The sequence below is a fragment of the Amycolatopsis sp. NPDC052450 genome (assembly GCF_044547565.1).
Classification (GTDB): domain Bacteria; phylum Actinomycetota; class Actinomycetes; order Mycobacteriales; family Pseudonocardiaceae; genus Amycolatopsis.
In genome coordinates this window covers 28,946-52,936 of record NZ_JBIUAQ010000009.1, presented here as the reverse complement: position 1 = coordinate 52,936, position 23,991 = coordinate 28,946, and the positions used below count along the sequence as shown (strand labels likewise).

General features: G+C 68.6%; 24 protein-coding genes and 1 other RNA gene. 9 read left to right on the top strand and 16 right to left on the bottom strand.

The features are described 5' to 3' along the window. Positions 1–17 precede the first annotated feature (17 nt). Positions 18–1,139, top strand: coding sequence for an FAD-dependent monooxygenase (locus tag ACIHAO_RS17390; protein ID WP_396558885.1), 1,122 nt, complete (start codon positions 18–20; stop codon positions 1,137–1,139). Here ACIHAO_RS17390 and ACIHAO_RS17385 read toward each other — a convergent pair. Further along, on the bottom strand, positions 1,084–1,758 hold the full coding sequence (locus ACIHAO_RS17385) for a response regulator (protein WP_396558883.1): 675 nt from the start codon (positions 1,756–1,758) through the stop codon (positions 1,084–1,086). The two genes, ACIHAO_RS17390 and ACIHAO_RS17385, sit on opposite strands and share 56 nt — an antisense overlap. Further along, positions 1,733–3,355, bottom strand: a complete 1,623-nt coding sequence (locus ACIHAO_RS17380; protein ID WP_396559261.1) for a histidine kinase — start codon at positions 3,353–3,355, stop codon at positions 1,733–1,735. The genes ACIHAO_RS17385 and ACIHAO_RS17380 overlap by 26 nt, the downstream gene beginning before the upstream one ends. 97 nt (positions 3,356–3,452) lie before the next feature. Between ACIHAO_RS17380 and ACIHAO_RS17375 the strand changes: the two genes are divergently transcribed. Beyond that, positions 3,453–3,662, top strand: a complete 210-nt coding sequence (locus ACIHAO_RS17375; RefSeq protein ID WP_007034335.1) for a hypothetical protein — start codon at positions 3,453–3,455, stop codon at positions 3,660–3,662. Continuing rightward, entirely contained in the window at positions 3,659–4,417 is a 759-nt protein-coding gene (locus ACIHAO_RS17370) for a hypothetical protein (RefSeq protein WP_125789223.1), read from the top strand. The genes ACIHAO_RS17375 and ACIHAO_RS17370 overlap by 4 nt, the downstream gene beginning before the upstream one ends. Positions 4,418–4,448: 31 nt before the next feature. Here ACIHAO_RS17370 and hutI read toward each other — a convergent pair whose 3' ends face one another. From hutI to hutH, 5 genes are read right to left on the bottom strand one after another with little or no spacing between them, the layout of a single operon-like run. Further along, on the bottom strand, positions 4,449–5,612 hold the full coding sequence (gene hutI, locus ACIHAO_RS17365; RefSeq protein ID WP_396558880.1) for an imidazolonepropionase: 1,164 nt from the start codon (positions 5,610–5,612) through the stop codon (positions 4,449–4,451). Continuing rightward, complete coding sequence (locus ACIHAO_RS17360; protein ID WP_396558878.1) at positions 5,600–6,895, bottom strand: formimidoylglutamate deiminase; 1,296 nt, start codon at positions 6,893–6,895, stop codon at positions 5,600–5,602. The genes hutI and ACIHAO_RS17360 overlap by 13 nt, the downstream gene beginning before the upstream one ends. After that, positions 6,892–8,088, bottom strand: coding sequence for an allantoate amidohydrolase (locus tag ACIHAO_RS17355; protein ID WP_396558876.1), 1,197 nt, complete (start codon positions 8,086–8,088; stop codon positions 6,892–6,894). The genes ACIHAO_RS17360 and ACIHAO_RS17355 overlap by 4 nt, the downstream gene beginning before the upstream one ends. Beyond that, positions 8,085–9,737 carry a urocanate hydratase gene (hutU, locus tag ACIHAO_RS17350; RefSeq protein WP_396558874.1) on the bottom strand — a complete coding sequence of 551 codons (1,653 nt, stop codon included), beginning with the start codon at positions 9,735–9,737 and terminating at the stop codon, positions 8,085–8,087. The genes ACIHAO_RS17355 and hutU overlap by 4 nt, the downstream gene beginning before the upstream one ends. A gap of 4 nt (positions 9,738–9,741) precedes the next feature. After that, positions 9,742–11,268 (bottom strand): histidine ammonia-lyase, encoded by a 1,527-nt coding sequence (hutH, locus tag ACIHAO_RS17345; RefSeq protein ID WP_125789218.1) that lies wholly within the window; start codon positions 11,266–11,268, stop codon positions 9,742–9,744. Between the two features lie 338 nt (positions 11,269–11,606). Between hutH and ACIHAO_RS17340 the strand changes: the two genes are divergently transcribed. Continuing rightward, positions 11,607–12,392 (top strand): IclR family transcriptional regulator, encoded by a 786-nt coding sequence (locus tag ACIHAO_RS17340; RefSeq protein WP_396558872.1) that lies wholly within the window; start codon positions 11,607–11,609, stop codon positions 12,390–12,392. Here the strand turns inward: ACIHAO_RS17340 and ACIHAO_RS17335 are convergent. The 3 genes from ACIHAO_RS17335 to ssrA all read right to left on the bottom strand — a co-directional run bounded on the left by ACIHAO_RS17335 (position 12,380) and on the right by ssrA (position 14,309). Beyond that, positions 12,380–12,595 (bottom strand): hypothetical protein, encoded by a 216-nt coding sequence (locus ACIHAO_RS17335; protein WP_143055333.1) that lies wholly within the window; start codon positions 12,593–12,595, stop codon positions 12,380–12,382. The genes ACIHAO_RS17340 and ACIHAO_RS17335 overlap by 13 nt on opposite strands. A gap of 135 nt (positions 12,596–12,730) precedes the next feature. Next, positions 12,731–13,468 (bottom strand): alpha/beta fold hydrolase, encoded by a 738-nt coding sequence (locus tag ACIHAO_RS17330; RefSeq protein WP_396558870.1) that lies wholly within the window; start codon positions 13,466–13,468, stop codon positions 12,731–12,733. 468 nt (positions 13,469–13,936) lie between these two features. After that, positions 13,937–14,309, bottom strand: a transfer-messenger RNA (tmRNA) gene (gene ssrA / locus ACIHAO_RS17325). 155 nt (positions 14,310–14,464) lie between these two features. Between ssrA and ACIHAO_RS17320 the strand changes: the two genes are divergently transcribed. The 5 genes from ACIHAO_RS17320 to ACIHAO_RS17300 all read left to right on the top strand — a co-directional run bounded on the left by ACIHAO_RS17320 (position 14,465) and on the right by ACIHAO_RS17300 (position 18,786). Further along, positions 14,465–15,142, top strand: coding sequence for a sensor domain-containing protein (locus ACIHAO_RS17320; protein ID WP_396558868.1), 678 nt, complete (start codon positions 14,465–14,467; stop codon positions 15,140–15,142). After that, positions 15,139–16,278: a sensor histidine kinase gene (locus ACIHAO_RS17315; RefSeq protein WP_396558866.1), complete on the top strand. Its 1,140-nt coding sequence runs from the start codon at positions 15,139–15,141 to the stop codon at positions 16,276–16,278. The genes ACIHAO_RS17320 and ACIHAO_RS17315 overlap by 4 nt, the downstream gene beginning before the upstream one ends. Before the next feature lie 52 nt (positions 16,279–16,330). Next, a complete protein-coding gene (locus tag ACIHAO_RS17310; RefSeq protein ID WP_125789213.1) occupies positions 16,331–16,972 on the top strand; it encodes a response regulator transcription factor in 642 nt (213 codons plus the stop codon). 144 nt (positions 16,973–17,116) lie between these two features. After that, positions 17,117–17,368 carry a hypothetical protein gene (locus ACIHAO_RS17305; RefSeq protein WP_125789212.1) on the top strand — a complete coding sequence of 84 codons (252 nt, stop codon included), beginning with the start codon at positions 17,117–17,119 and terminating at the stop codon, positions 17,366–17,368. Between the two features lie 92 nt (positions 17,369–17,460). Continuing rightward, on the top strand, positions 17,461–18,786 hold the full coding sequence (locus ACIHAO_RS17300) for an acyltransferase (protein WP_396558864.1): 1,326 nt from the start codon (positions 17,461–17,463) through the stop codon (positions 18,784–18,786). Here ACIHAO_RS17300 and ACIHAO_RS17295 read toward each other — a convergent pair. The 6 genes from ACIHAO_RS17295 to ACIHAO_RS17270 all read right to left on the bottom strand — a co-directional run bounded on the left by ACIHAO_RS17295 (position 18,776) and on the right by ACIHAO_RS17270 (position 23,644). After that, a complete protein-coding gene (locus ACIHAO_RS17295) occupies positions 18,776–19,672 on the bottom strand; it encodes an amidohydrolase family protein (RefSeq protein WP_396558862.1) in 897 nt (298 codons plus the stop codon). The genes ACIHAO_RS17300 and ACIHAO_RS17295 overlap by 11 nt on opposite strands. Beyond that, positions 19,669–20,151, bottom strand: coding sequence for an SsrA-binding protein SmpB (smpB, locus tag ACIHAO_RS17290; protein WP_061981176.1), 483 nt, complete (start codon positions 20,149–20,151; stop codon positions 19,669–19,671). Before smpB ends, ACIHAO_RS17295 begins: the two co-directional genes overlap by 4 nt. Before the next feature lie 52 nt (positions 20,152–20,203). Further along, positions 20,204–21,097 (bottom strand): permease-like cell division protein FtsX, encoded by an 894-nt coding sequence (gene ftsX / locus ACIHAO_RS17285; protein ID WP_125789209.1) that lies wholly within the window; start codon positions 21,095–21,097, stop codon positions 20,204–20,206. Between the two features lie 51 nt (positions 21,098–21,148). Next, on the bottom strand, positions 21,149–21,838 hold the full coding sequence (gene ftsE / locus ACIHAO_RS17280; RefSeq protein ID WP_005168409.1) for a cell division ATP-binding protein FtsE: 690 nt from the start codon (positions 21,836–21,838) through the stop codon (positions 21,149–21,151). 135 nt (positions 21,839–21,973) lie between these two features. Next, on the bottom strand, positions 21,974–23,077 hold the full coding sequence (prfB, locus tag ACIHAO_RS17275; RefSeq protein WP_396558858.1) for a peptide chain release factor 2: 1,104 nt from the start codon (positions 23,075–23,077) through the stop codon (positions 21,974–21,976). 66 nt (positions 23,078–23,143) lie between these two features. Continuing rightward, the gene (locus ACIHAO_RS17270; RefSeq protein ID WP_125789207.1) at positions 23,144–23,644 is read right to left on the bottom strand and encodes a PadR family transcriptional regulator; all 501 of its coding nucleotides are present in this window, start codon (positions 23,642–23,644) and stop codon (positions 23,144–23,146) included. Positions 23,645–23,991: the final 347 nt, after the last annotated feature.

Sequence of the window (23,991 nt, the reverse complement as noted above, 5' to 3'; positions counted from 1 at the left end):
ATGTAGAGGAGGTCGACATGCGCAAAGCGATCGTGATCGGCGGAGGAATCGGCGGACTGAGCGCCGCCATCGGACTGCACGGCATCGACTGGGAGGTCACCGTCCTCGAACAGGCACCCGAGCTCACCGCCGTCGGCGCCGGCATCTCCCTGTGGCCGAACGCCCTGCGCTCACTCGAAACACTGGGCGTCCGCCTGGCCGGAAAACAAGAACAATCGTCCGGCGGTCTCCATGACCGCGAAGGCCGCCGCATCACCCGTTGGGACGCCGAGGCGTTTCGCCGTCATCACGGCCGCCCGCTCGCCGCCATCCACCGCGCGGACCTCATCGGCGCTCTCCACGATGCCCTGCCCGACGGCTGCGTCCGCACCGGCGTCGAGGTCACGAGCCTCGACGATCTCGACGCCGACGTCGTCGTCGCCGCGGACGGAATCCACAGCACCGCCCGCGAACAACTCTGGCCACGGCACCCCGAACCGGTCTACAGCGGCAGCACGGCCTTCCGCGCGGTCACCACCCTCCCGCACCCGACGGAACTCAGCACGAGCTGGGACGACGGCGCCGAGATCGGCGTCATTCCGCTGCACGACGGCCGCGTCTACTGGTGGGCGAGCTACGTCGCCGAAGCGGGAATCCGTTACGAGGACCCGAAGGCGTATCTGCGGAACCGCTTCGGTGGCTGGCACGAGCCCATTCCCGAGCTCATCGACGCGACCACGCCGGAGACGCTGCTCCACCACGATCTCCACCTGCTCGGCACTCCCCTGCCGACCTACGTCAAGGGCCGCGTCGCGCTCCTCGGCGACGCGGCCCACGCGATGCCGCCGTTCCTCGGCCAAGGCGGCTGCCAGGCGATCGAGGACGCCGTCGTCCTCGCCGCCGCGCTGAGCACCACCGAAGACGTCGACGCCGCGCTGAAGAGTTACGACGAACAACGCCGTCCACGCACCCAAGCGGTGGTCAAATCCTCGGTGCAGGCGGGGAAAATGGGGCCCCAGCTGCGCAATCCGGTCGCCGTGGCCGTCCGCAACGGCGTGTTCCGCCTGCTGCCCGGCGCGCTCACCGCCCGCATCGGCGCCGGGGTCAGCGGCTGGACGCCTCCGATTCCCCGCCGACCAGCCCCGCCTCGTACGCGGTGATCGCGGCCTGCACGCGGTTCCGCGCGCCGAGCCGGTTGAGGATGGTGCTCACGTAGGCCTTCACCGTGCCCTCGACCACGAACAGCTTGGCCGCGATGTCCGCATTGGACAGTCCGGAACCCAGCAGCGCCAGCACTTCCTGTTCACGCGGGGTCAGCTTGCCGATCAGCGCCCGCGCCTCTTCGGCGCGGGACACCTGGTTGCCGGAGAAGCGGGCGATGACCCGCTGCGCGACCTTCGGCGAAAGGAACGCCGCACCGCCCGCGACAGCGTGGATCCCGGACAGCAGTTCACGCGGATCACCGGATTTCAACAGGAAACCGCTCGCGCCGAGGCCCAGCGCACGCTCGATGTAGGCGTCCTCGCCGAACGTGGTCAGCATGATCACACCGATCTCGGGCAGCAGCCGCCGGATCTCCTCCGCCGCCTTGAGCCCGTCCATGACCGGCATCCGGATGTCGAGGAGCACGACGTCCGGCCTGGTCGCGCGCGCCTGCTCGACAGCGGCACGGCCGTCTTCGGCCTCCGCGACCACTTCGATCCCGGCGTCCGCCGCGAGGATCGCCGACACGCCGGCGCGGATCATCGCCTCGTCATCGGCCAGCACCACCCGGATCATCCGGGTTCCCCCTTTGCTCGTCTTCGGTGATCATGTCCTTCGCCACGAGTTTCCCCCCGGCGAAGCACAGCCGGTAGGCCTCGTAGTTCAAGTTGAACACGGTGCGCTCGGTGCCGTAGTACTCGCATGTCGCCCCCGCGGGCACCGGTGGCTCCACCACCCGCGGCCGGGCGATCCGCTGGCCGCCGGGCAGCACGGCCGCGATCTCCGCCCGCGACTGGCCGATCCGGATCCGGTCGTAGTCGCCGCCGGCGAGGACGGAGCCGTACCACTGGACGAGGAACACCACCCCGCTGATCCCGACCACCAGGCCGAACAGCCCGATCGGCACGACGACCGCCTGGATCAGGCTGCGCCGGACGTCACGGCGGGCACGTTCCAGTTCCCTGGCCGACATCGACTGCCCGACCTCGGCGTCCATCGCCGCCTGGCTCTCCGGCGATTCCTCCGACGGTGCCGCGTCGTGCGGCAAGGTCGCGCTGACCTCGAATCCGCCTTCGTGCGGTCCTGCCCGCAGGGTCCCGCCGACCAGCCGGACCCGCTCGCGCAGGCCGATCAGCCCGCGCCTGCCCGAAGCCCGGCCCGGCAACGGCCCCGCGGGCGGCGCGGCATTGGTGACCACGACGTCCGTCCGCCCCGCCGATCGCACGACCCGGACGGTGACGGCCGCCCCCGGCGCGTGTTTCACCACGTTCGTGACCGATTCCTGGACCACGCGGTAGGCGGCGCGGTCGACCATCCGCGGTTCACCGTCGAGCCGTGCGTCCACAGAGGACTCGATCAGCACGCCGGAAGCCCTTGTCCGGTCGAGCAGTTCGTCGATGCTCTCGTGCACCGGCTCGGTCGGCGCGTCGTCCTCGCGCAGGACCCCGATGATCTCGCGCAGCCGTTCGGTCGCCGTCGCGGCGCTCTGTCGCAGGTCACCGGCGGCCTGCCGCTGCTGCTCGTCGAGCCCGCCCGCGACCTCCAGCGCCGCCGCGCGCACCGCGATGAGGCTCAGCTCGTGGCCCAGCGAGTCGTGCATGTCGCTGGCGATCCTCGTCCGTTCGCGCAGCCGCGCGCGGTCGGCGATGAGCCGCTGACGGCTCTCCATCTCCTCGGCGCGGCGCCAGCCGTCACGCGCCATGTCCTCGCGTTGCCGGATGTAGCGGCCCAGCAGCCATGGCGTCACCGACGCGAAGACCAGGATGCCGAGCAGCGCACCCCAGGCTGAGAAGCCGTCCTCGCTCCACAGCAGCGCCACCGGGACCGCGATCACGGAAACGATCGTGAAAAGGCGCAACATCGGCTTCGCGACCGGCTGCCGGTAGCCGGCGAGGTAACTCACCGCGACGAGGAGGAACCCTTCCCAGATCGGCACCCGGCCGCCGAAGCTGCCCAGCACGATGAAGCTCGCGAGCATGGCGATGGCGAGTGAGACCAGCGGGTACCGGCGCGACACCGCGATCGCGGCCGTGGTCGCGGTGAGCCCGAAGAGCAGCTCCCAGTGCTTCGTGCTGGATCCGGCGTCGATGGTCACCCAGCCACAGAGCCCGAGCCACAGCGCGACGTCCATGATCAGCCGTCGCCCGCGCCGCACGGGCTCTTCTCCGTCCATCACAGACCTGGACGCTACAAGCCGTGACGACCGGTCCGCCATGGACGAAAGTAAAGGTCCCCTGCTTTCCCGGCCCGATGAGGCATGATGATCCACCATGGCCGAGCGCACACTCACCGGTCAGCTAGGCGGTCCTGTCCCGGCAGGCATCGAAGCGCTGGCCGACAACGAGAAGCAGGACCTCTCCGACGCGCTGCGCGACGCGCGCCACCGTCAGGCCAAGGCCTTGGCCGAAGCGGGCGAAGAGGGCCTGAAGTACGTACCCGCGCTTCTGCGGGGCACCGTTCGCAAGGTGGTGGGCCTGTGACCACCGAAAACTTCGCCTCACGGGCGGAGATCCTCAAACTCGCCCGCGTCCTCGGCACCACTCCCGAGCGGCTCGCTTATCTGGAGAAGGTGGACGCCGCCGAACTCCAGGCGTTCCGCGAGCAGGTCACGGACACGCTGTTCGACGCCAACCGCGCCGCCCTCGAGCGGATGGCGATGGCGAGCAAGCTCGTCCCGAGCCCGATCCTCGCGAAAATCGCCGAGAAGGTCTTCGGCCCGCTTCTGTGCGCGCGGATCGCCGGACTGGTGGACGTCTCCCGGGGCGTCGACGTCGCGAAGCGGCTGAAGCCGCCCTTCCTGGCCGACGTCGCGGCCGAGCTGGACCCGCGCCGCGCGAGCGCGATCATCGGGCGGATCCCGCTCGACACCGTCGTCGCGGTCGCCGGTGAACTCGTGCGCCGCGAGGACTGGATCACCGTCGGCCGGTTCGTCGGCCACCTGCCCGATCCGACGGTGCGAAGGGCACTCGACGTCATCGGCGACGAGGCGCTGATCCGGATCGCGTTCGTCCTCGACGACAAGAACCGGATCGATCACGTCCTCGGGCTGCTCTCCGAAGCCCGGTTCCGCGGCCTGCTGCGGGTCGCGGCCGCCGACGAGGACCTGTGGCCGCCGGTGCTCGACCTGCTCACCCACCTGAGCGAGAAGCGGGTCGAGCAGTGGTCCCACCTGCTCGGCGAACTCCCGCCCGCGCTACGCCTGCGCGTCGAGGAAACCCTCGGCCGAGCCTCCTGACCTCAGCGGGGGGAGCAAGGGACCTTTGCTATCACTTTGAGGCGAAACCGCTGGTCAGAAGCTTCCCGCGCCGCCACACAGCGGCCGTCAGCGGCACCCCGGGCCGATACGCGAGGTGCGTGACCGAAGGCGCTTCGAGCACCTGAAGGTCCGCCCGCGCGCCGGGTCGGATCACTCCGACGTCGTCCCTCCGCAGAGCTCGAGCGCCGCCCGCCGTCGCCGACCAGACGGCCTCCTCGATCGTCATCCGCATCTGCAGCACCGCGGTCGTGACGCAGAACGCCATCGACGTCGTGTACGAGCTGCCCGGGTTCGCGTTGCTCGCCAGCGCGACCGTCGCGCCCGCGTCCAGGAGCCGCCGCGCCGGCGCCAGCGGCTGCCGGGTCGACAGGTCGCACGCCGGCAGAAGGGTCGCGACAGTGTCCGAAGCAGCGAGAGCCTCGACATCCGCTTCGCTCAGGTACGTGCAGTGGTCGACACTCGCGGCCCCCAGTTCGACGGCGAGCCGCACCCCCGGCCCCTCCCCCAGCTGGTTCCCGTGCACCCGCAGCCCGAGCCCGCGTTCCCGCGCCGCCTTCAGCACCCGCGCGGACTGCGCCTCGTCGAAAGCGCCGGTCTCGCAGAACACGTCCGCCCACCGCACGAGCGGCGCCACCGCGTCGAGCATGTCGCCGCACACCAGGTCCACATAGGACTCCGCGTCCGCGCCCGGCGGAACCAGATGCGCTCCGAGGAAGGTGACCTCGTCGGCCACGTCGGCGGCGATCCGCGCCGAGCGCATCTCATCTTCGACGTTGAGCCCGTATCCGGTCTTCGTCTCCAGACACGTCGTGCCCTGCTTCGCCGCTTCGTCGACGTGACGCCGCAGGTTCGCCGCAAGCTGCTCGTCGGAAGCCGATCGCGTCGCGTCGACGGTGACCGCGATCCCTCCGGCGCTGTACGCCTTCCCGGCCATCCGTGCCTCGAACTCCGCCGTCCGATCCCCCGCGAACACAAGGTGTGTGTGGCTGTCCACCCAGCCGGGCAGCACCGCGCGGCCCTCGACGTCGACCCGCTCGTCCGCGTCGGGCGCGTCCGCCGCCGAACCGGCCCAAGCGATCGTCTCACCCTCGACGACGACGGCGGCGTCGCGGAGTTTGCCCAGCTCCGCGTCGTTCGTGGTGAGCTCGCCGATACCCGTGATCAGGACTGCCACAATGCCTCGATCTCCTTGGCCAAGACCGTTTCCGGCCGGTCGATCAGCTGATGCACGCCATCGCGGACGATCTCACGCCCGGCCACGACGACGTCCCGGACGTCCGCGCCGGAGGCGGCGAAGACCACCCCGGACGGCTCGATCCCCGCGGTCCGCACCGACCCGAGGCCGACCGTGACCAGGTCCGCGCCCGCGCCCAAAGCCAGCGCGCCGACCTCGGCCCAGCCGATCGCGCCGTGATCCGTCGCCGCCGCGAGCAGTTCCTCCGCGGTGAACCGGCCACGCTTCTCGCTGGCGAGCCGCTCGTTGAGTTCCAGCGCCCTGGTCTCCTCGAACGCGTCGACGACCGCGTTGCTGTCGCTGCCGAGCGACAGCCGCACACCGGCGTCCAGCAACGTCCGCGCGGGACCGATGCCGTCGCCGAGATCCCGTTCGGTCGTCGGGCAGAAGCAGGCACGACTTCGCGCCTCGCCGAGTCGTTCGATGTCGAGCGGCGTCAGATGCGTCGCGTGCACCGCGGTGAGCCGCTCGCTGAGCACTCCGCGGTCGTGGAGCAACCCCGTCGGCGTCCGGCCGTAAGCCGTCAGGCACTGCTCGTTCTCGGCCCGCTGCTCGGAAAGGTGGATGTGCAGCGGCCCGGTCCCACGATTCACTTCGGACAGTTGGTCTTCGGGAACGGCGCGCACGGAATGGATCGCACCACCCACCCGGAACGTCTCATCCTCCCGCAATTCGCCGACTCGTTGCGCCCACTTCGAGGCTGTCCCGTCGGAGAATCGCCGCTGCACCTCGTCGGGCTCCACGCCGATGCCGCCCGCGAGGTAGCAGGTGTCGAGCAACGTCAGCCGGATCCCGGCGTCCCTGGCCGCCTGCCGCAGCGCCTCGCCCATCGCGTTCGGCTCGGCGTAAGGCTTTCCGCCTGGCGCGTGGTGCAGGTAGTGGAACTCGCCGACACTCGTGTACCCGGCCATCACCATCTCGGCGTAAACCCCACGCGCCAGCCGATAGTACGAGTCCGGATCGAGTCGTGACGCGAGCGAGTACATCCGCTCGCGCCACGTCCAGAAGGTCCCGCGGTCATGGTGCGTCCGGCCGCGCAGCGCACGGTGGAACGCGTGCGAGTGCCCGTTGGCGAAGCCCGGCAGGGTCAGTCCACTCAGGACAGTTCCTTCGCGAGGCGCTTTCGCCGTCACGGAAACGATCGTCCCGCCGTCGACCTCGATCCGGACGGCATCGGCGATCCCGTCCGGCAACCAGGCCCGTTCACACCAATATGTCGTCATGTCGACAGTTTCTCCAGGACGTCCGCGAGCGCGCGGGCACCATGGTCGACGTCCGCCGCCTCGGAGAACTCCTCAGGGGAATGGCTGATCCCGGTCGGATTGCGCACGTAGAGCATTCCGGACGGGACGAACCCGGCGAGGATCGCGGCGTCATGCCCGGCGCCGGTCGGCAGTTCCGGCGGCCCGCCCAGCCAGGTGCTCAGGTCGCGGCGGAGCGCGTCGTCGAACACCACGTCGTCCGAGTACGACTCCCTGGTGACCTCGACGCGGCAGCCTTCCTGCCCGGCCGCCTCTTCAGCCAGCTTCGCGATCTCCGCGACCAGTTCGGGCGTGTCCGTGCCCGGCACGCGCGCGTCCAACCACAGGTCCACAGTGGACGCGATGACGTTGGTGCCGCCCGGCACCGGCACGAGCCTGCCGACCGTGGCCCTGGCGTCAGCCGTCGCCTTCGCCAGTTTCCGCACGGCGAGGACGGTCTCGGCCGCCGGGATCATCGGGTCACGACGATCACCGATCAGCGTCGCACCGGCATGGTTTCCCTGACCTTGGAAGGAGAATCGCCAGCGGCCGTGGGCGATCACCGTATTGCCGACAGCGACCGGCGAGCCGAGATCGATCAACCCGCGACCCTGCTCGACGTGCAGTTCGAGGAACCGCCCGATCAGGCCGAGTCGCTCCGGGTCCCGGCCGACCCGATCGGGATCGAGGCCGGATTTCGCCGCCGCTTCGGCGAACGTGACGCCGTCCGGATCACGCAGGCCACGTGCCTTGTCCGCGTCGATGGTCCCGGTCAGCAGCCGCGAGCCGAGGCACGGCACGCCGAACCGGCCGCCCTCCTCTTCCGCGAAGACCACGACGGCGAACGGTTTGACGGGCCGGAATTCCCTGGCCTGCAAGATCTCCACCGCGTCGAGCGCGCTCGCGACGCCGAGCGGACCGTCGAAGGCGCCGCCACCGGGCACCGAATCGAGGTGGCTGCCGGTGACCACGGCGTCCGGCCCGGGTGTGCCCCACCAGGCCCAGATGTTGCCGTTGCGATCGGTCTCGACACCCAGCCCCAGGCGTCCCGCGCGCTCGACGAACCACGCGCGCAGCTCGGTTTCGGCCGCGTCGAAGGCGTGGCGGGAGTAGCCGCCGCGCTTCGGGTCGCGGCCGACGTCCGAGATCTCCTCCAGCAGCGAGGTCGCGGTCACTCGGCGTCCCGCATCGGCGCGCGCACGCCCCGCTCGTCGGCGACGTCGGCGGCGCGGTCGTATCCGGCGTCGACGTGCCGGATGACGCCCATGCCCGGGTCGTTCGTGAGTACGCGTTCGAGTTTCTGCGCGGCCAGCAGGGTTCCGTCGGCCACGCTGACCTGGCCGGCGTGGATGGAGCGGCCCATGCCGACCCCACCGCCGTGGTGGATCGACACCCAGCTGGCGCCCGACGAGGTGTTGACCAGCGCGTTCAGCAACGGCCAGTCGGCGATCGCGTCGGAACCGTCGGCCATGCCCTCGGTCTCGCGGTACGGCGAGGCGACGCTGCCCGAGTCGAGGTGGTCGCGGCCGATGACGACCGGTGCCTTCAGCTCGCCGCTGGCGACCATCTCGTTGAACCGCAGGCCCGCGAGGTGCCGCTCGCCGTAGCCGAGCCAGCAGATCCGCGACGGCAGCCCCTGGAACGCGACGCGTTCGCCGGCCAGCTTGATCCAGCGTGCGAGGGATTCGTTCTCCGGGAACAGTTCCAGCATCGCGCGGTCGGTCGCCGCGATGTCCTCGGGATCACCCGACAGCGCTGCCCAGCGGAACGGGCCGTTGCCCTCGCAGAACAGCGGGCGGATGTAGGCGGGCACGAACCCCGGGAAGTCGAACGCGCGCTCGCAGCCGCCGAGTTTCGCTTCGCCGCGCAGGGAGTTGCCGTAGTCGAAGACCTCGGCGCCCTTGTCGAGGAAGCCGAGCATCGCCTCGACGTGCTCCGCCATCGACTCGCGGGCGCGCTCGGTGAACTCGTCGGGCTTCTTGTCCGCGTAGTCCTGCCACTCGTCGACACCGATGCCCTTGGGCAGGTACGAAAGCGGGTCGTGCGCGGAAGTCTGGTCGGTGACGATGTCGACCTCGACGCCGCGGCGCAGCAGTTCGGGCAGCACCTCGGCGGCGTTGCCGACCACGCCCACGGACAGCGCGCGCTTCTCCTTCTTCGCGGCCTCCACCCGGCGGATCGCGTCGTCGAGGTCGTCGGCGACCTCGTCGAGGTAGCGGGTCTCGACACGGCGGTGAGCGCGCTGCGGGTCGCATTCGATGACGAGCGCGACGCCGTCGTTCATCGTGACGGCCAGCGGCTGCGCGCCACCCATGCCGCCGAGACCGGCGGTGACCGTCAGAGTGCCCTTGAGGGTTCCCCCGAACCGTTTCTTCGCGACGGCGGCGAAGGTCTCGTAGGTGCCCTGCAGGATTCCCTGCGTGCCGATGTAGATCCAGGACCCCGCGGTCATCTGGCCGTACATGGTCAGGCCCTGCGCCTCCAGGCGGCGGAACTCCGGCCAGGTCGCCCAGTCGCCGACGAGGTTGGAGTTCGCGATGAGCACACGCGGCGCCCATTCATGCGTGCGGAACACGCCGACCGGCTTGCCGGACTGGACGAGCAGCGTCTCGTCCTGCTCCAAACTGGTCAGCTCGCGGGTGATCGCGTCGAAACTGGCCCAGTTGCGGGCGGCCTTACCGGTGCCGCCGTAGACGACCAGGTCCTCCGGTCGCTCGGCGACCTCGGGGTCGAGGTTGTTGTGGAACATCCGCAGCGCGGCTTCGGTCTGCCAGTTCTTCGCGGTGAGCGTGGTGCCTCGGGCGGCACGGACCGTGCGGGTCATGGGCTCAGACCTCCAGTTGGGCCGCGGCGAGGACGGCACCCGACGCGACGAGTTCTTCGGCGGCGGCGATCTCCGGCGCCAGATGACGGTCGGGGCCGGGACCCTCGACCTTCGTGCGGACGAGATCCCGGACCCGGCCGGTGACCGGCGACGGGACCAGGGGCGCGCGCATGTCGAGTGCCCGCGCGGCGGTGAGCAGTTCGATGGCGAGGACGGTGTTGAGCCCCTCGACGGCCTTGCGCAGCTTGCGCGCGGCGGACCAGCCCATGGAGACGTGGTCCTCCTGCATGGCGCTGCTCGGGATCGAATCGACCGACGCCGGCACCGCGAGACGCTTGAGCTCGCTGACGATGGCCGCCTGCGTGTACTGGGCGATCATGTGACCCGAATCGACGCCGGGGTCGAACGCGAGGAACGGCGGCAGGCCGTGTGAACGGGCCTTGTCGAGCATCCGGTCGGTGCGGCGCTCGGCGATGCTGGCGACGTCCGCGAGCGGGATGGCGAGGAAGTCGAGCACGTACGCGACCGGGGCGCCGTGGAAGTTGCCGTTCGACTCGACGCGGCCGTCGGACAACACGACCGGGTTGTCGACCGCGGAGTGAAGCTCACGCTCAGCGACGAGCTCGGCGTGCGTGAGGCTGTCGCGTGCGCCGCCGTGCACCTGGGGCGCGCAGCGGAGGGAGTACGCGTCCTGGACGCGGTTGCAGTCCGGACCGCGGTGGCTCTCGACGATCTTCGAGTCCTGAAGCGCCGTCCACATGCGCTGGGCGCTCCGCGCCTGCCCGGGATGCGGGCGCAGCGCCTGGAGATCGGCGGCGAAGGCGCGATCGGTACCGAGGAGCGCCTCGACGCTCATCGCCGCGGTGATGTCGGCGGTGTCGAGAAGCTTGCGCAGGTCGGCCGCGGCGAGCAGGAGCATGCCAAGCATGCCGTCGGTCCCGTTCGTGAGGGCGAGGCCCTCCTTCTCCGCGAGAACGACCGGCTCGATGCCAGCGTGCTTCAGCGCGACGCCGGCCTGGACGACTTCGCCGTTGTACTCGACTTCGCCCTCCCCCATCAGCGCGAGCGCGACGGCGGCGAGAGGCGCGAGGTCACCGGAGCAGCCGAGAGAGCCGTACTCGTGGACAAGCGGGGTGATCCCGGCGTTGAGCAGGGCCGCAAGCGCTTGCGCGGTCTGCGGCCGGATGCCGGTGTACCCACTGGCGAGAGTGCGGAGACGCAGCAGCATCAGCGCGCGCACGACCTCGGTCTCCACGACCGGCCCCGCGCCCGCCGCATGCGACCGGATCAGCGACCGCTGCAGGGCGGTGCGGCTCTCGAGCGGAATGTGCCTGGTCGCGAGCGCCCCGAAGCCCGTCGAAACGCCGTACGTCGGCGTCTCGGCGTGGGCGAGGTCGTCGATGTGCTGACGCGTCGCGGCGAGGTTCTTCTCGGCCGCTTCGCTGACCGCGACGGGCGAGTGGTCACGGGCGACCGCGACGACCTGTTCGGGCCGAAGCGGTTCGGAGCCCAGAAGTACGGTTTCCGGCATGACCCCATTGGACAACGCCATGCCCGCTGGTGGGCGGCCCCAACCGGTGGTTATGTCTCGTATCCAAGACACGCACGGCGATAGCAAGGGTCCCTTGCTATCGCGGACGACGGAGGTGTGTGGATATAGGGACGTTGAGTGTCCCTATATCCACACACCCCGTACTCCGCGTAGCGGTGCTGACCGACCGTGTGGATTTTGGGACACCTGACGTCCCAAAATCCACACGGTGACCTGCGGAAAGAGAGCAAGGGACCTTTGCTACCGCTTCTCTCGACGTTGAGAGAAGCGGTAGCAAAGGTCCCTTGCTACCGCGCCGAGCGAAACAGGAGGTCAGCATGGGTGAGAGCAGCGAAGTGCCGGCTCTACGACGCGGCCTCGGCATCCTTCGGGCCCTTGCCGCCCGGCCGGGCCCGGTTTCGGCGGCCGCGATCGCGCGCGAACTCGGGCTCCCGCGTTCGACGACGTATCACCTGCTCGCCGAACTGGAAGCCGCCGGTTTCGTGGCACACTTGCCGGCCGAGCGCCGGTACGGCCTCGGCATCGCCGCGTTCGAGCTCGGTTCGGCCTACCTACGGCACGATCCGCTGGAACGGCTCGCGGTCCCGCTGCTGCGCAAACTCGCCGACCGGGTCGGCCACACCGCGCATCTCGGCGTGCTGCACGGCAACGAGTCGCTCTACCTGGTCAAAGAACGCCCCACGCGCCCGGAAACCCTGGTCACCGAGGTCGGCGTGCGGCTGCCCGGGCAGCTCACGGCGTCGGGCAGGGCGATACTGCGGCACCTGCCGTCGCCGCACGTACGCGCGCTCTTCCCGGCCGCGTCGGCGTTCGTGCTGCGCACCGGTCGCGGCCCGCGCACCCTCGCCGAACTACGCCGCACGCTGAATGCGGAGGGCAGGCTCGGCTGGGCGGTCGAAGACGGTCACGTCACCGAGGGGTTCGCCTCGGTGGCCTGCCCGGTCTTCGACCACGGCGGCCGGCCGATGGCCGCGATCAGCGTGACCCTCCGCCACCTCTGCCCGGGGGCAGAGGGGTGCGAGGAGACTTGGCCGGATCTCGCCGAGGAGGTCCGCCTGACCGCGGCCGAACTGACCACCCGGATCGGGGGTCAGATGCGCTGAGCGTGCTTCTTCTGGACTCCCTCGAGCCCGAGCATCGCCAGCAGTTCCGCACAGTCGAGCGCATCCGAAGAGTGCCCTGCGACGGTTCGTGCGGCCCTGCCGTTCTGCAGCGTGAGGCGGACTTCTTCCTCCGCTCGCACACCGGCCATCCGGCTCTGGTCTTCAGCGGGGTCGGGACGACTGGAATGCCTAGCCCAGGTCATCTGCCACCTTCTTCCGGCCCTCCGGCGACACGGGGTCGTTTCGAAAGAGGGCCATGGTCGGACACTCAGCATGACATCCCACCGCGCGACAGTTCCCGGCGCGGGTGAATTGAGACAAAAATGATCTAGATTTCGCTACTCTGCGTGATTCAAAAAGGACTCGAGTCGGGCATTGAACGGCTCGCCGACGTCAGGTACCAAATGCCCCATCCCCGTCACGCGATCGCGCACCGCGCCGGTCCTGTCCGCGATCGCGTCGGCGATGATCTCGTACTCCCGCCGGTGCCCACCGGTGATCACGAGCATCGGGAAACCGGCCGAGGCCAGCGCATCGAGCGGTAGTTCCGCATCTCCCGGCGGCCGCATCCCCGTCATCGCACGGGCCCCGCGCCGCAGTGTTTCCGGCACCGGATCCGGGATCGGCAGCGGCACACCGGCGAGCGGGAAGAAGACCTTGAAGACCTCGCGAGGATCTTCCAGCGAGCCGGCGAGGAGCTGCCTCAGTTCGGCGTCCCACGCATCGACGACCTCGTGACCACGAATGACCCCGGCCGCGGGCGGCTCGACCACGGTGAGCGTCCGGACCATCTCCGGCCGCCGCGCGGCGGCGAGCATCGCGACGATCGCGCCGTAGGACAGCCCGACCAGATGCGCGGGCTCGTCGAGCACCTGCTCCGCGATCAGCTCGGCATCGACCTCGAAATCCTGCACTCCTTCCGGCGATTTCCCGTGCCCGAGCCGGTCCGGCGCGAGCAACGTCCACCGCTCGGCCAACGGACGCTGAGCCCGCCACGCTTCCCTGCCGCCGAGCAGCACACCGTGCACGAGAACGACGCGCGGTCCGGATCCCCACTGATGCACATGAAGCCGCATGGTCCCGACCCTATTCGCCGAAACGGGGTCGGCCTATGTCCGTAAGTGCATGATGTTCCTGCTCAGCGTCCCGACGGGTCGAGGCAGACGGGTGGGACGAATTCGGGTAGTCCGTCTTTGCAGATTTGACCTTCCTATTCGCTGAGTGGACGAGCCGCCGCCGCTCTCGGCGGACGCCTTCGGGAACGCATCGTCGCTGGCCACAGCCCTGACTCTACACCTAATCGAACAGACGTGCGAGCCCGAACGTTCCAGCGAGAAAAGAATCCATAATGCACATGCAGAGAAGGTAGCGAAGCGCGTTTAAAGGCGCGAAGGACCGCAAGTCGCTTTAAGCGCCTTCGCAATAGGCGGCATCTCGACCCCATTGCGAAGTCGTGCCAAGGTGAGCCACAAGGGCACCGCCACCACAGCGCCCCATACAGAAGAAGCGGCCCTACCCCGAGGGGCAGAGCCGCTTCCGTCGACCAGTGGAGGTGCCGGGAATTGAACCCGGGTCCTCTGGCGTATCACCAGGGCTTCTCCGTGCGCAGTCCGCTATGTCTCTACTTGGCCCCTTCAGTCACGCGAACAAGCTGAAGTGACGAGCCCAGCCACTGTTTGTTTCCCAATCACACCCCGTAGCCGAGTGTGACGGTAAGCCTCCTAGCTGATGCCGGTGACCGGGTCGGAGGCGACCCCGGACCGACAGAGTTGCTCTACTGCTTAGGCAGCAAGAGCGAACTCGCGCTGGCTCTTAGGCTCGGCGCTTATTGGTTTGCGATGACGCTTACGGTGGTCTCTCGCCTGCACCGGCACGCTTCTCCTGATTCAACGTCCAAAGTCGAAACCGTTCACCCCCTTGTGGGATACAACCTCTACATCATAACTCGGACGGCAACCGGGTTGTTCCCGCAGGTGGGGCTAGCCCCACCGGGGAGATGCCCGCGGGCACCATGTCGCTTGCCCCTCCTGAGGGAAGATGCTGGTCTCCTCGCACCAGAGAGGAGCACGACCATGAGTGCGCTAGCGGCCGAGCGGGAGCTGAGCAGGTCCGATCCGTCGTTCGGCGGCTCGCTGGTCTACCTGCTGATGAACCTGCCGATGGGCATCGTGGCGTTCGCGCTCTTGATGTCGTTCCTCTGGGTGGGCATCGGCACCGCGGTCGTCTGGATCGGGCTGCCGATCCTCGCGCTGGTGATCCTGTCGGTCCGCGGGGCGGCCCGGATGGAGCGCGCCAGGGTGTACGCGCTGCTCGATCGCTACATCGACCTGCCGTACCTGCCGTTGCCCGACGCGGGCCAGACCGTGCGGTGGAAGGCGCGGCTGAAGGACGGCTCGACGTGGCGCGACCTCGGCTATTTCTTCCTGCTCTTCCCGCTCGGGATCATCGAGTTCGTGCTGGTCACGGCGTTCTGGTCGACCAGTCTCGGTCTCGCTGGCCTGCCGATCTACTACCGCTTCCTGCCTGGTGGCGAGTACCGCTTCCCGACCTGGGAAAACGCCTGGTTCACCGTCGATTCGACGGTCTCGGCGCTGCCTTGGGCCGCTCTCGGAGTGCTGTGCATCGCCCTGTCGGTAGCGTTGACGAAGGCGCTGGCGGGCTCGCATGCCCGGCTGGCGACGGCGCTGCTCGGGCCGACCCGTGCCCAGCGCGGCCGTCTGGAGGATTCATGGGGCGAGGTTCACGGATGACGATCGACCAGCAGGTACAGCAGGTGGGGATTCCTCGGCCGCGGCCGTTGCGGTCGATCGTCTACATGATCGTCAGCTTCGTGTTCCGGCTGCTTCAGTTCGTTTTGATCGTCGTGGGCCTGGCGGTCGGCATCGCGACGGCGGTGGTGTGGGTCGGGTTCCCGATCCTCATGGCCACGACCAACTTCATCCGCTGGTCCGCCGACCGGGAGCGGGGCTGGGCGCGGACGATGCTCGAGACTCCGCTGGGACCGATCGAGCGGCTCCCGGTCGAGGGGCTTTCGCTGGTCAAGCGCTGGCTGACCCGGTTGACCGACGCGACGACGTGGCGGGACCTCGCCTACCTGATGGCGGCGTTCCCGCTGGCCTGCCTGGAGCTCCCGATCGCGATCGCGTCGATCGTGCTGCTGCCGATGGCCATCTGGGTCACCCCGTGGCTCGGCTGGCTGCACGGCAACCTGGCGTACTCGCTGCTCGGCCCGAACCGCACGCAGCGGCTGGAGCAGAAGGCCGAACGGTTGCAGGCGTCGCGGGCACGAGGGGTCGACGCCGCCGAGGCCGAACGCCGCCGTATCGAACGCGACCTGCACGACGGCGCGCAGCAGCGTCTGGTCGCTGTCGCGATGAGCCTGGGCCGTGCGAAGTCGAAGTTCGACCACGACCCGGACGCCGTACGCGAACTGATCGACGAAGCGCACCTCGACGCCAAGCTCGCGGTATCGGAACTGCGCGATCTCGCCCGGGGGATCTACCCGGCGGTGCTCGGCGACCGCGGTCTCGACGCCGCCTTGTCCGCACAGGCCGCGAAGTCGCCGATTCACGTCGATGTCGAGGTGAACGTCGAGCCGAGGCCGCCGGCGGCGGTCGAGACGACGGCGTACTTCATCGTCGGCGAGACGCTGACGAACATCGCGAAGCATTCGGGAGCGACCGAAGCGGGTGTGAAGGTGTGGCGCACCGACTCGATGGTCATCGTCGAGATCACCGACAACGGGCACGGTGGCGCCGAAGTCCGGCCGGGTGGTGGCCTGGCCGGGCTCGCCGACCGGGCGGCCACGATCGACGGTGTGATCACCGTCGTCAGCCCGCCCGGCGGTCCGACGGTGATTCGTGCGGACCTGCCGTGCCAATGGTGACCCGCTCGTGAGTGAATAGGCTCTGCCATTCACTCACGACGCTGGGGGCAGCATGCGGGTTGTCATCGCCGAAGACGCGGTTCTGTTGCGCGCGGGGGTGATCCGCCTCCTCGCCGACGAGAACATCGAGACCGTCGCGGCCGTGGACAACGGTGACGACCTGCTGGGCGCGGTCAAGGAGCACCGGCCGGACCTCGCGATCGTCGATGTGCGGATGCCGCCCACTTTCACGGACGAGGGCCTGCGGGCGGCACTGGGGGCTCGCGAGGTCATCCCGGGCCTGCCGGTTCTCGTGCTTTCCCAATACGTCGAGGAGAGCTACGCCGTCGAACTGCTGTCCGGAGGCGCGGGCGGAGTCGGCTACCTGCTCAAGGAACGCGTCGCGGACGTCGGGGACTTCCTCGACGCGGTCAAGCGGGTCGCCGGCGGCGGTACGGCCATCGACCCGGACGTCATCGCCCAGCTGATGGCGCGGGGCCGCAAGAACCCCCTCGACGCGCTCACGGCCCGCGAGTCCGAGGTGCTGGGGCTGATGGCGCAGGGTCTGTCGAACACCGCGATCGCGAACTCGCTCGTCGTCTCGCACGGCGCGGTCGAGAAGCACATCGGCAACATCTTCTCGAAACTCGGCCTCGAAGCGAGTTCGGTGGAACATCGCCGGGTCCGCGCGGTGCTCACCTACTTGGGGCGCTGACCTGGGGAAAGAGAGCAAGGGACCTTTGCTATCACTCCTGGGGCGGCTCCACGATGCAGCCCGAGTAGCTCTTGGTGGCGAACCCGTCACTCACCTAACATGGGCAGACTGTTGGTGAGCGACGAGCCGAACCGAGGAGGACCCATGACCGGCAGGCCCTCCCACAGCGTCCGCTTCTTCGGCGGCCCCCTCGACGGCCGCGTCCAGGAACTCGGTGACACCGAGCCGGTCGCGGGCACCGTCCTCAAGCACGTCCATCTGCACGACGGGCCGAAGATCGAGACCCGGTACGAACTCGGTCTCGCCGAGGACGACTGCTGGGAATTCCGGCTCTGTTCCGCCCCCGTCCCGGAGCCCGCGCCGCGGCCCGAGCCCGAACCGGATGGCGTGGGGTAGGGAAAACTCCACCTTCCGAGGGCGAAAACAGGAAGATCGATACGGCGGCCCACACCGCTGTTTTCGCAGCCCTGAAGCAGCAGGCTCTTTCCATGCACACGAGCCAGAAACAGGGCCGGGACAGGTTCCTGGACATCGTCCGAGCGGTCGCGATCCTCGCGGTCGTCGTTCAGCACTGGGGAATGCCGGTGCTCTCGTACGCCGACGGCCATCTCTCGACCGGGAACGCACTCGCGACGCCCGGCTGGTGGGTCATCACCTGGCTCAGTCAGGTCATGCCGCTGGTCTTCTTCGCGGGCGGCGCGGCGAACCTGATCTCGCTGAGCCGTGCGGAAAGTTCCCGTTCCTGGCTCGCGGCCCGGCTCAAGCGGCTGATGATCCCGGTGCTGCCGCTGGTGGCCGTCTGGCTGTTCGTCCCGGACATCCTGCGCGGGATGGGCATTCCGGAGCAGCCGTTGCAGGTGGGCGGCGCGATCGCCGCGCAGCTGCTGTGGTTCCTGGCCGTGTACGTGCTCACCGTGCTGCTCACCCCGCTGATGGCCGCCGCGCATCGGCGCTGGGGCCTCAAGGTCCCGCTCGTGATGCTCGCCGCCGCCGTCCTCGTCGACGTCGCCCGCTTCAACGACCTCGGCCTGATCGGTTTCGCGAACGCGATCTTCGTCTGGATGGCCGTGCACCAGCTCGGTTTCCACTACACCCGAGGCCGTCTCGGCTCGATGAGCCGCAACGCCGCGCTGGGCATGTCCGCCGCCGGTTTCGGTGTCACCGCGCTGATGGTCGCGTTCGGTCCGTATCCCGCCAGCATGATCGGCATGCCGGGCGCCCCGGTGTCGAACATGAGCCCGCCGACCGTGCTGCTGGCCTTCCTCGCGATCGGCCAGATCGGACTCCTGCTGGCCTTCAAACCGCAGCTGAACGCCCTCGCCGCCCGGCCGAACCTCGACGCCGCCCTGAAGTGGATCGGCCCGCGGTTCATGAGCGTCTACCTGTGGCACATGCCGGCGCTGATCGTCGTCTCCGGTGTCGCGGTCTACGGCCTGGGTTACGAGACCCCCGAACCGGGTTCCGTGCTGTGGCTGACGATGGTCCCGGCCTGGCTCGGCGCCTGCGGGCTGGTGCTCTTCGGCCTGCTGCGGATGTTCGCCCGGTTCGAAACACAGAGCTCTGGCCCCGCCTCGACGGCGCACACACCTCAGCTCGTTGTGGCCGGCCTGGCGATCGCGGGCGGCCTGCTCGGTCTCGCCGCGCACGGTTTCGCCCCGCTGAGCGACGGTCTCGCACAGGGCCCGGTGCCGTGGGTGGCGCTGGCGACGGGCGGATTCCTTTTGGCAGGCAAGCAGATCCCGGTCACGGAGCTGGGGACGCGGCTGCTCGGCCGCGCCGTCTCGGTCACCGAGGTGGCGCAGCTCAAACGCTGAGCAGTTTGGCGGGGGTGTCGTGCAGCACCGCCCGCAGGAACGGCTCACCCAGGCGATCGTCGGCTGCCCAGCCGGCGATCGCCTGCAGCTGTGTGGCGTACGAGTACGGGATGTTGGGGAAGTCGGTGCCGAGCACGACGCGATCCGGGAACTCCGCCAGCAGATCGGCCCAGTCCGGCGGGAGCGGGTTGCCGCGCGAGGTGAACTCCACGCCGACCATCGTGGTGTCGAGGTACACGCGCGGATACTTCCTGGCCAGCTCGAACGCGAAGTCGATCTCCGGCATACCCGCGTGTGCCAGTACCAGCGTCAGCTCCGGATGCCGCACCAGGATCTCTTCGAACAACCGTAGCCCGGTGTAGGCGCCCTTCAACGGACCGTGTCCACAGTGGACGACCACGGGGACACCGGCGTCCGCCAGCGCACCCCAGACACCGTCCAGCAGTTCGTCACGCGGGTCGTAGGCGCCGACCTGGACGTGCGCCTTGAAACAGCGCGCACCCGCCCGCAGCGCACCGTCCACAACGGACAATGCCGAGGGCTCCGGATAGAACGTGCCCGTCGGCACGGCGTCCGGGACGCGTTCGGCGAACTCCAGCGCCCACGACGTCAGCCATTCGGCCATCCCGGGTTTGTGCGGATAGACCAGTGGCGCGAACTTGCGCACGCCGAAGGACCGCAGGGTTTCGACGCGTTCTTCTTCCGACGTGCGGTAGTGCACCGGCCAGGCCATGCCGTAGTGCTCCTCGGCCTGGTCGAAGTAGGCCCACACCTTGTCCATGACCGGCTTCGGCAGGAAGTGCAGGTGAAGGTCCACGAGCCCGTCGATGCCCAGCGCCGAGATCCAGTCAGGGATCTCGGCGTCCGAAGCGGGTCCGTGGATCAATCGTTGTACCGGCCCTTCAGCGCCCGGCCCAGGGCCCGGCTGATGGTGCGCTCCGCGTCGCGCTTGGAGATGTCCTGCCGCTTGTCGTAGGACTTCTTGCCCTTGGCCAGCGCGATCTCGACCTTGACCTTGCCGTCCTTGAAGTACATCGACAGCGGGACCAGGGAAAGCCCGCTCTCCTTGGTCTTGCCGATGAGCCGCTCGATCTCCTGGCGGTGCAACAGCAGCTTCCGGGTGCGGCGCGGCGTGTGGTTCGTCCACGTGCCCTGCACGTACTCCGGGATGTGCACGTTGCGCAGCCAGACCTCGCCGTCGTCCACCGTGGCGAACGCGTCGGCCAGCGATGCCCGTCCTTCACGCAGGCTCTTCACCTCGGTACCGACGAGCACGAGACCGGCTTCGTAGGTGTCGAGGATGGAGTAATCGTGGCGAGCCTTGCGGTTCGACACGATCACCTTGTGTCCACGTTCCTTGGGCATAGCGGCGACTCTACGTGAGTTTCTGTGTTCGGGCAGGTGGTTATCAGTGCGGCTAGTGGCGCACGTACAGGCGCAGCGTCACGTAGCCGGTGATCGCGGAAATGATGACCGAGACGGCGAGCAGGATCGGCGCCACCGGGAACAGCAATTCGAGCATGCCGACCGCGGGGAACACGTCCCCGGTGAGCACCAAGTCGAGCAACAGCACCTTGGTGAGCACGAGGAACACGATGCCGATGATCGCACCGACGAGGCCGGCGACCACCGCCTCCAGAAGGAACGGCAGCTGCGTGTACCAGCGGGTCGCGCCGACCAGCCGCATGATGCCGACCTCGGTGCGCCGGGTGAACGCCGACACCTGGATCGTGTTGGCGATCAGCAGCAGCGCGGCGATGGCCATGATCAGCGCGGCGCCGAAGGCCAGGTTCCGCACACCGTTGAGCGCGTTGAACACGCGGTCCAGTGCCTTCTGCTGGTCGTCGACCTTGCTGACGCCGGGTTTGCCGGTGTACTCCTGGATGATCGCCTGGCTGCGCTCGGGGTTCTTCAGCTTGACGTGCAGCGACGCGGGCAGCGCCTCCGGTCCGGTCAGCGCGAGCAGTTCCGGCTGGCTCTCGAACATCTTCTTGAACCGCTCGTAGGACTGCTCGCGGTTCTCGAACACGACCGACTCGACGCCGTCGTTGCCTTGCAGGTCCTGGCGCAGCGACTGGCAGGCGGACTGCGAGCAGTTCGGGTCACCGGAGCTGATGTCGTTGACCAGATAGACCGAAACCTCGACGTCGGCGAGGAAGTTGGCCTTCATCTTGTCGATCGTGCCGACGGCCAGCAGGCCGAAGCCGAGCATGGCGAGGGAGACCGCGGTGGTGAGGATCATCGCGATGGTCATCGTGACGTTCCGGCGCAAGCCGGTGACTACCTCGCTGAAGACGAAACTGGCGCGCATCGGGGTTGATGTCCCTTGGAAGTCGTGGGTAACGGAGGAGGGCGGGGCCGGTCAGCGGCCGATGCCGTAGACGCCTCGGGCGTCGTCACGGATGACCTTGCCGAGCTGGAGCTCGACGACCCTGCGCCGCATCGAGTCCACGATCGAATGGTCGTGGGTGGCCATCAGCACCGTCGTGCCGGTGCGGTTGATCCGCTCCAGCAGCAACATGATGTCCTGGCTGGTGTCGGGGTCCAGGTTCCCGGTCGGCTCGTCGGCGAGCAGCACGAGCGGGCGGTTCACGAACGCGCGGGCGATCGCGACGCGCTGCTGCTCACCACCGGAAAGTTCGTTGGGGAGACGGTCGGCCTTGCCGTCGAGGCCGACGAGTTCGAGCACCTCGGGCACGACCTTGCGGATCGTGGGGCGCGGCTTGCCGATGACTTCGAGCGCGAACGCGACGTTCTCGGCGACGGTCTTGTTCGACAGCAGACGGAAGTCCTGGAAGACGCAGCCGATGGTCTGCCGCAGACGCGGCACCCGGCGGCGGGCGAGCTTGGCGACGTCGAAGTTGGAGACCATCACGCGACCCTTGCTCGGCACCTCTTCGCGCAGCAGGAGACGCAGGAACGTCGACTTCCCGGACCCCGAGGGACCGATCAGGAAGACGAACTCACCTTTGTCGATCTCGACCGACACCCTTTCGAGGGCGGGACGGGTCGAGGTCTTGTAGACCTTGGAAACCTCTTCGAGCCGGATCACGGTTCGGCATACTACCCATGCCCGCCGTTAAGCCCGGGTAGCCCGGTCCCGGCGGCCAAGCGAGCAAGGGACCTTTGCTGTCACTCTCTTCCGGAGAGTGACAGCAAAGGTCCCTTGCTCTCTCACGCAGGGTCGCTACGCGGCTCCGGACTGCTTGCGCCAGCGGATGCCCGCCTCGAGGAAACCGTCGATGTCGCCGTCGAGCACGGACGACGGGTTGCCGACCTCGAACTCGGTCCGCAGGTCCTTGACCATCTGGTACGGGTGCAGCACGTAGGAGCGCATCTGGTTGCCCCAGCTGGAGCCGCCGTCCTTGAGCGCGTCCATCTCGGCGCGCTCCTCCTCCTTCTTCCGCAGCAGCAGCCGCGCCTGGAGGACCTTCATCGCGGCCGCCTTGTTCTGCAGCTGCGACTTCTCGTTCTGGCACGACACGACCACGCCGGTCGGGATGTGCGTGATCCGCACCGCCGAGTCCGTCGTGTTGACGCTCTGGCCGCCGGGGCCGGACGAGCGGTACACGTCGACACGGATGTCCTTCTCGGGGATGTCGACGTGGTCGACCTCCTCGACCTCGGGCATCACCTCGACGTGCGCGAAGGAGGTCTGGCGGCGGCTCTGGTTGTCGAACGGCGAGATGCGCACCAGCCGGTGCGTGCCCTGCTCGACCGAGAGCGTGCCGTAGACGTAGGGCGCCGTCACCTTGAACGTGGCGGACTTGATTCCCGCCTCTTCGGCGTAGGAGATGTCGTAGACGTCCGTCGGGTAGCCGTGCCGCTCCGCCCAGCGCAGGTACATCCGGAGCAGCATCTCGGCCCAGTCGGCCGCGTCGACGCCGCCCGCTTCGGACCGGATGGTGATCACGGCGTTCCGCGGGTCGTATTCCCCCGACAGCAGGGTGCGGACCTCGAGCCCGTCGATGTCCTTGGTGAGGGCCGTCAGCTCGGACTCGGACTCGGCCACACTGGCGGAGTCGCCCTCGGCCTCGGCCAGCTCATAGAGAACGCCCAGGTCGTCGAGCCGCTGCCGCAGCTCGGAAATGCGTCGCAGCTCACTCTGCCGGTGGGACAACTGGCTGGTGACCTTCTGCGCCGCTTCGGGGTCGTCCCAGAGGTTCGGGCTGGACGCCTGTTCCTCCAGCTCGGCCACCTGGGCACGCAGCGCATCCAGGTCCATCACCGACTCGATCTGCTTCAGCTTGCCGGCCAGGTCCTTCAGTGCCGCATCGAACTCATCACTCACGTCGGCCAAGGTTACGGCAAAACCCACGACCGGTTGCGGGGAACCGGCCGTGGGCACCTGTCCGGGTCAGGACTGGGGGATGGAATCCAGCAGTTTCAGTGCCGCTTTCGCCTGCGCCTGAGCGAACTCTGCGACAGCCTTGGCGTAGGGGCCGTCGGCGGCCTTGGTGGCGACCTTGGCTTCGTCGAGCTGCTGGGTGTAGCTGGCGCGCGCCGACTCGAGCAGCGCCGAGCGCTGCTTCACCGTCAGCGAACCGGCGTGCACGAGACGCAGGATCAGCGGGCTGCGGAGGTGGTCAGGACCGGCCTCGGAGGTCAGCCACGTCTTGAACGCCTTCTTGCCCGCCGCGGTGATGAGGTACTGCTGGCTCGACCGCGGGCCCTGCTTGCCGAGGCGGACGAGGCCCTCCTTCGACAAGGCGGGGAGCTCCCGGTACACCTGGCTGCGGGTCACGCTGAAGAAGGCGCCGAAACGCTCACCCGCCCCCGCGACCAGTTGCCCGCCCGTGGCGGGACCGTCGTGGAGAAGACCGAGCAGTGCGGCGGCTGTTGCATTCAATTCGGACACGTACTCTACGGTCCCACTTTTCGGAACCTGTGTCCACTGTGGTCAGCACATCTGTCCATTGTGGCTAGTGATATGCGCTCATTCGGCCCAACGGACTACGCCTGTCCACAAAGGACCGGACACGCTGCGCAACCGGCGACGGCCACGGACGGCGGCACACGTCCCCGCCCCGGCCGGCAACAGCGGATGGTCGCCCGGAGGGGGCACAGGGCACGGAACCGGAAAAGAAGAAGCGGGGGGGGGGGGGGTTGGGGGGGGGGGCGCGGCGTTTTTTGTTTGTGGGGGGCGGGTATTTATAAGAGGACACGGGGGGGTTTTACCCCCCGCCAAAACACCAGCGGCACCCC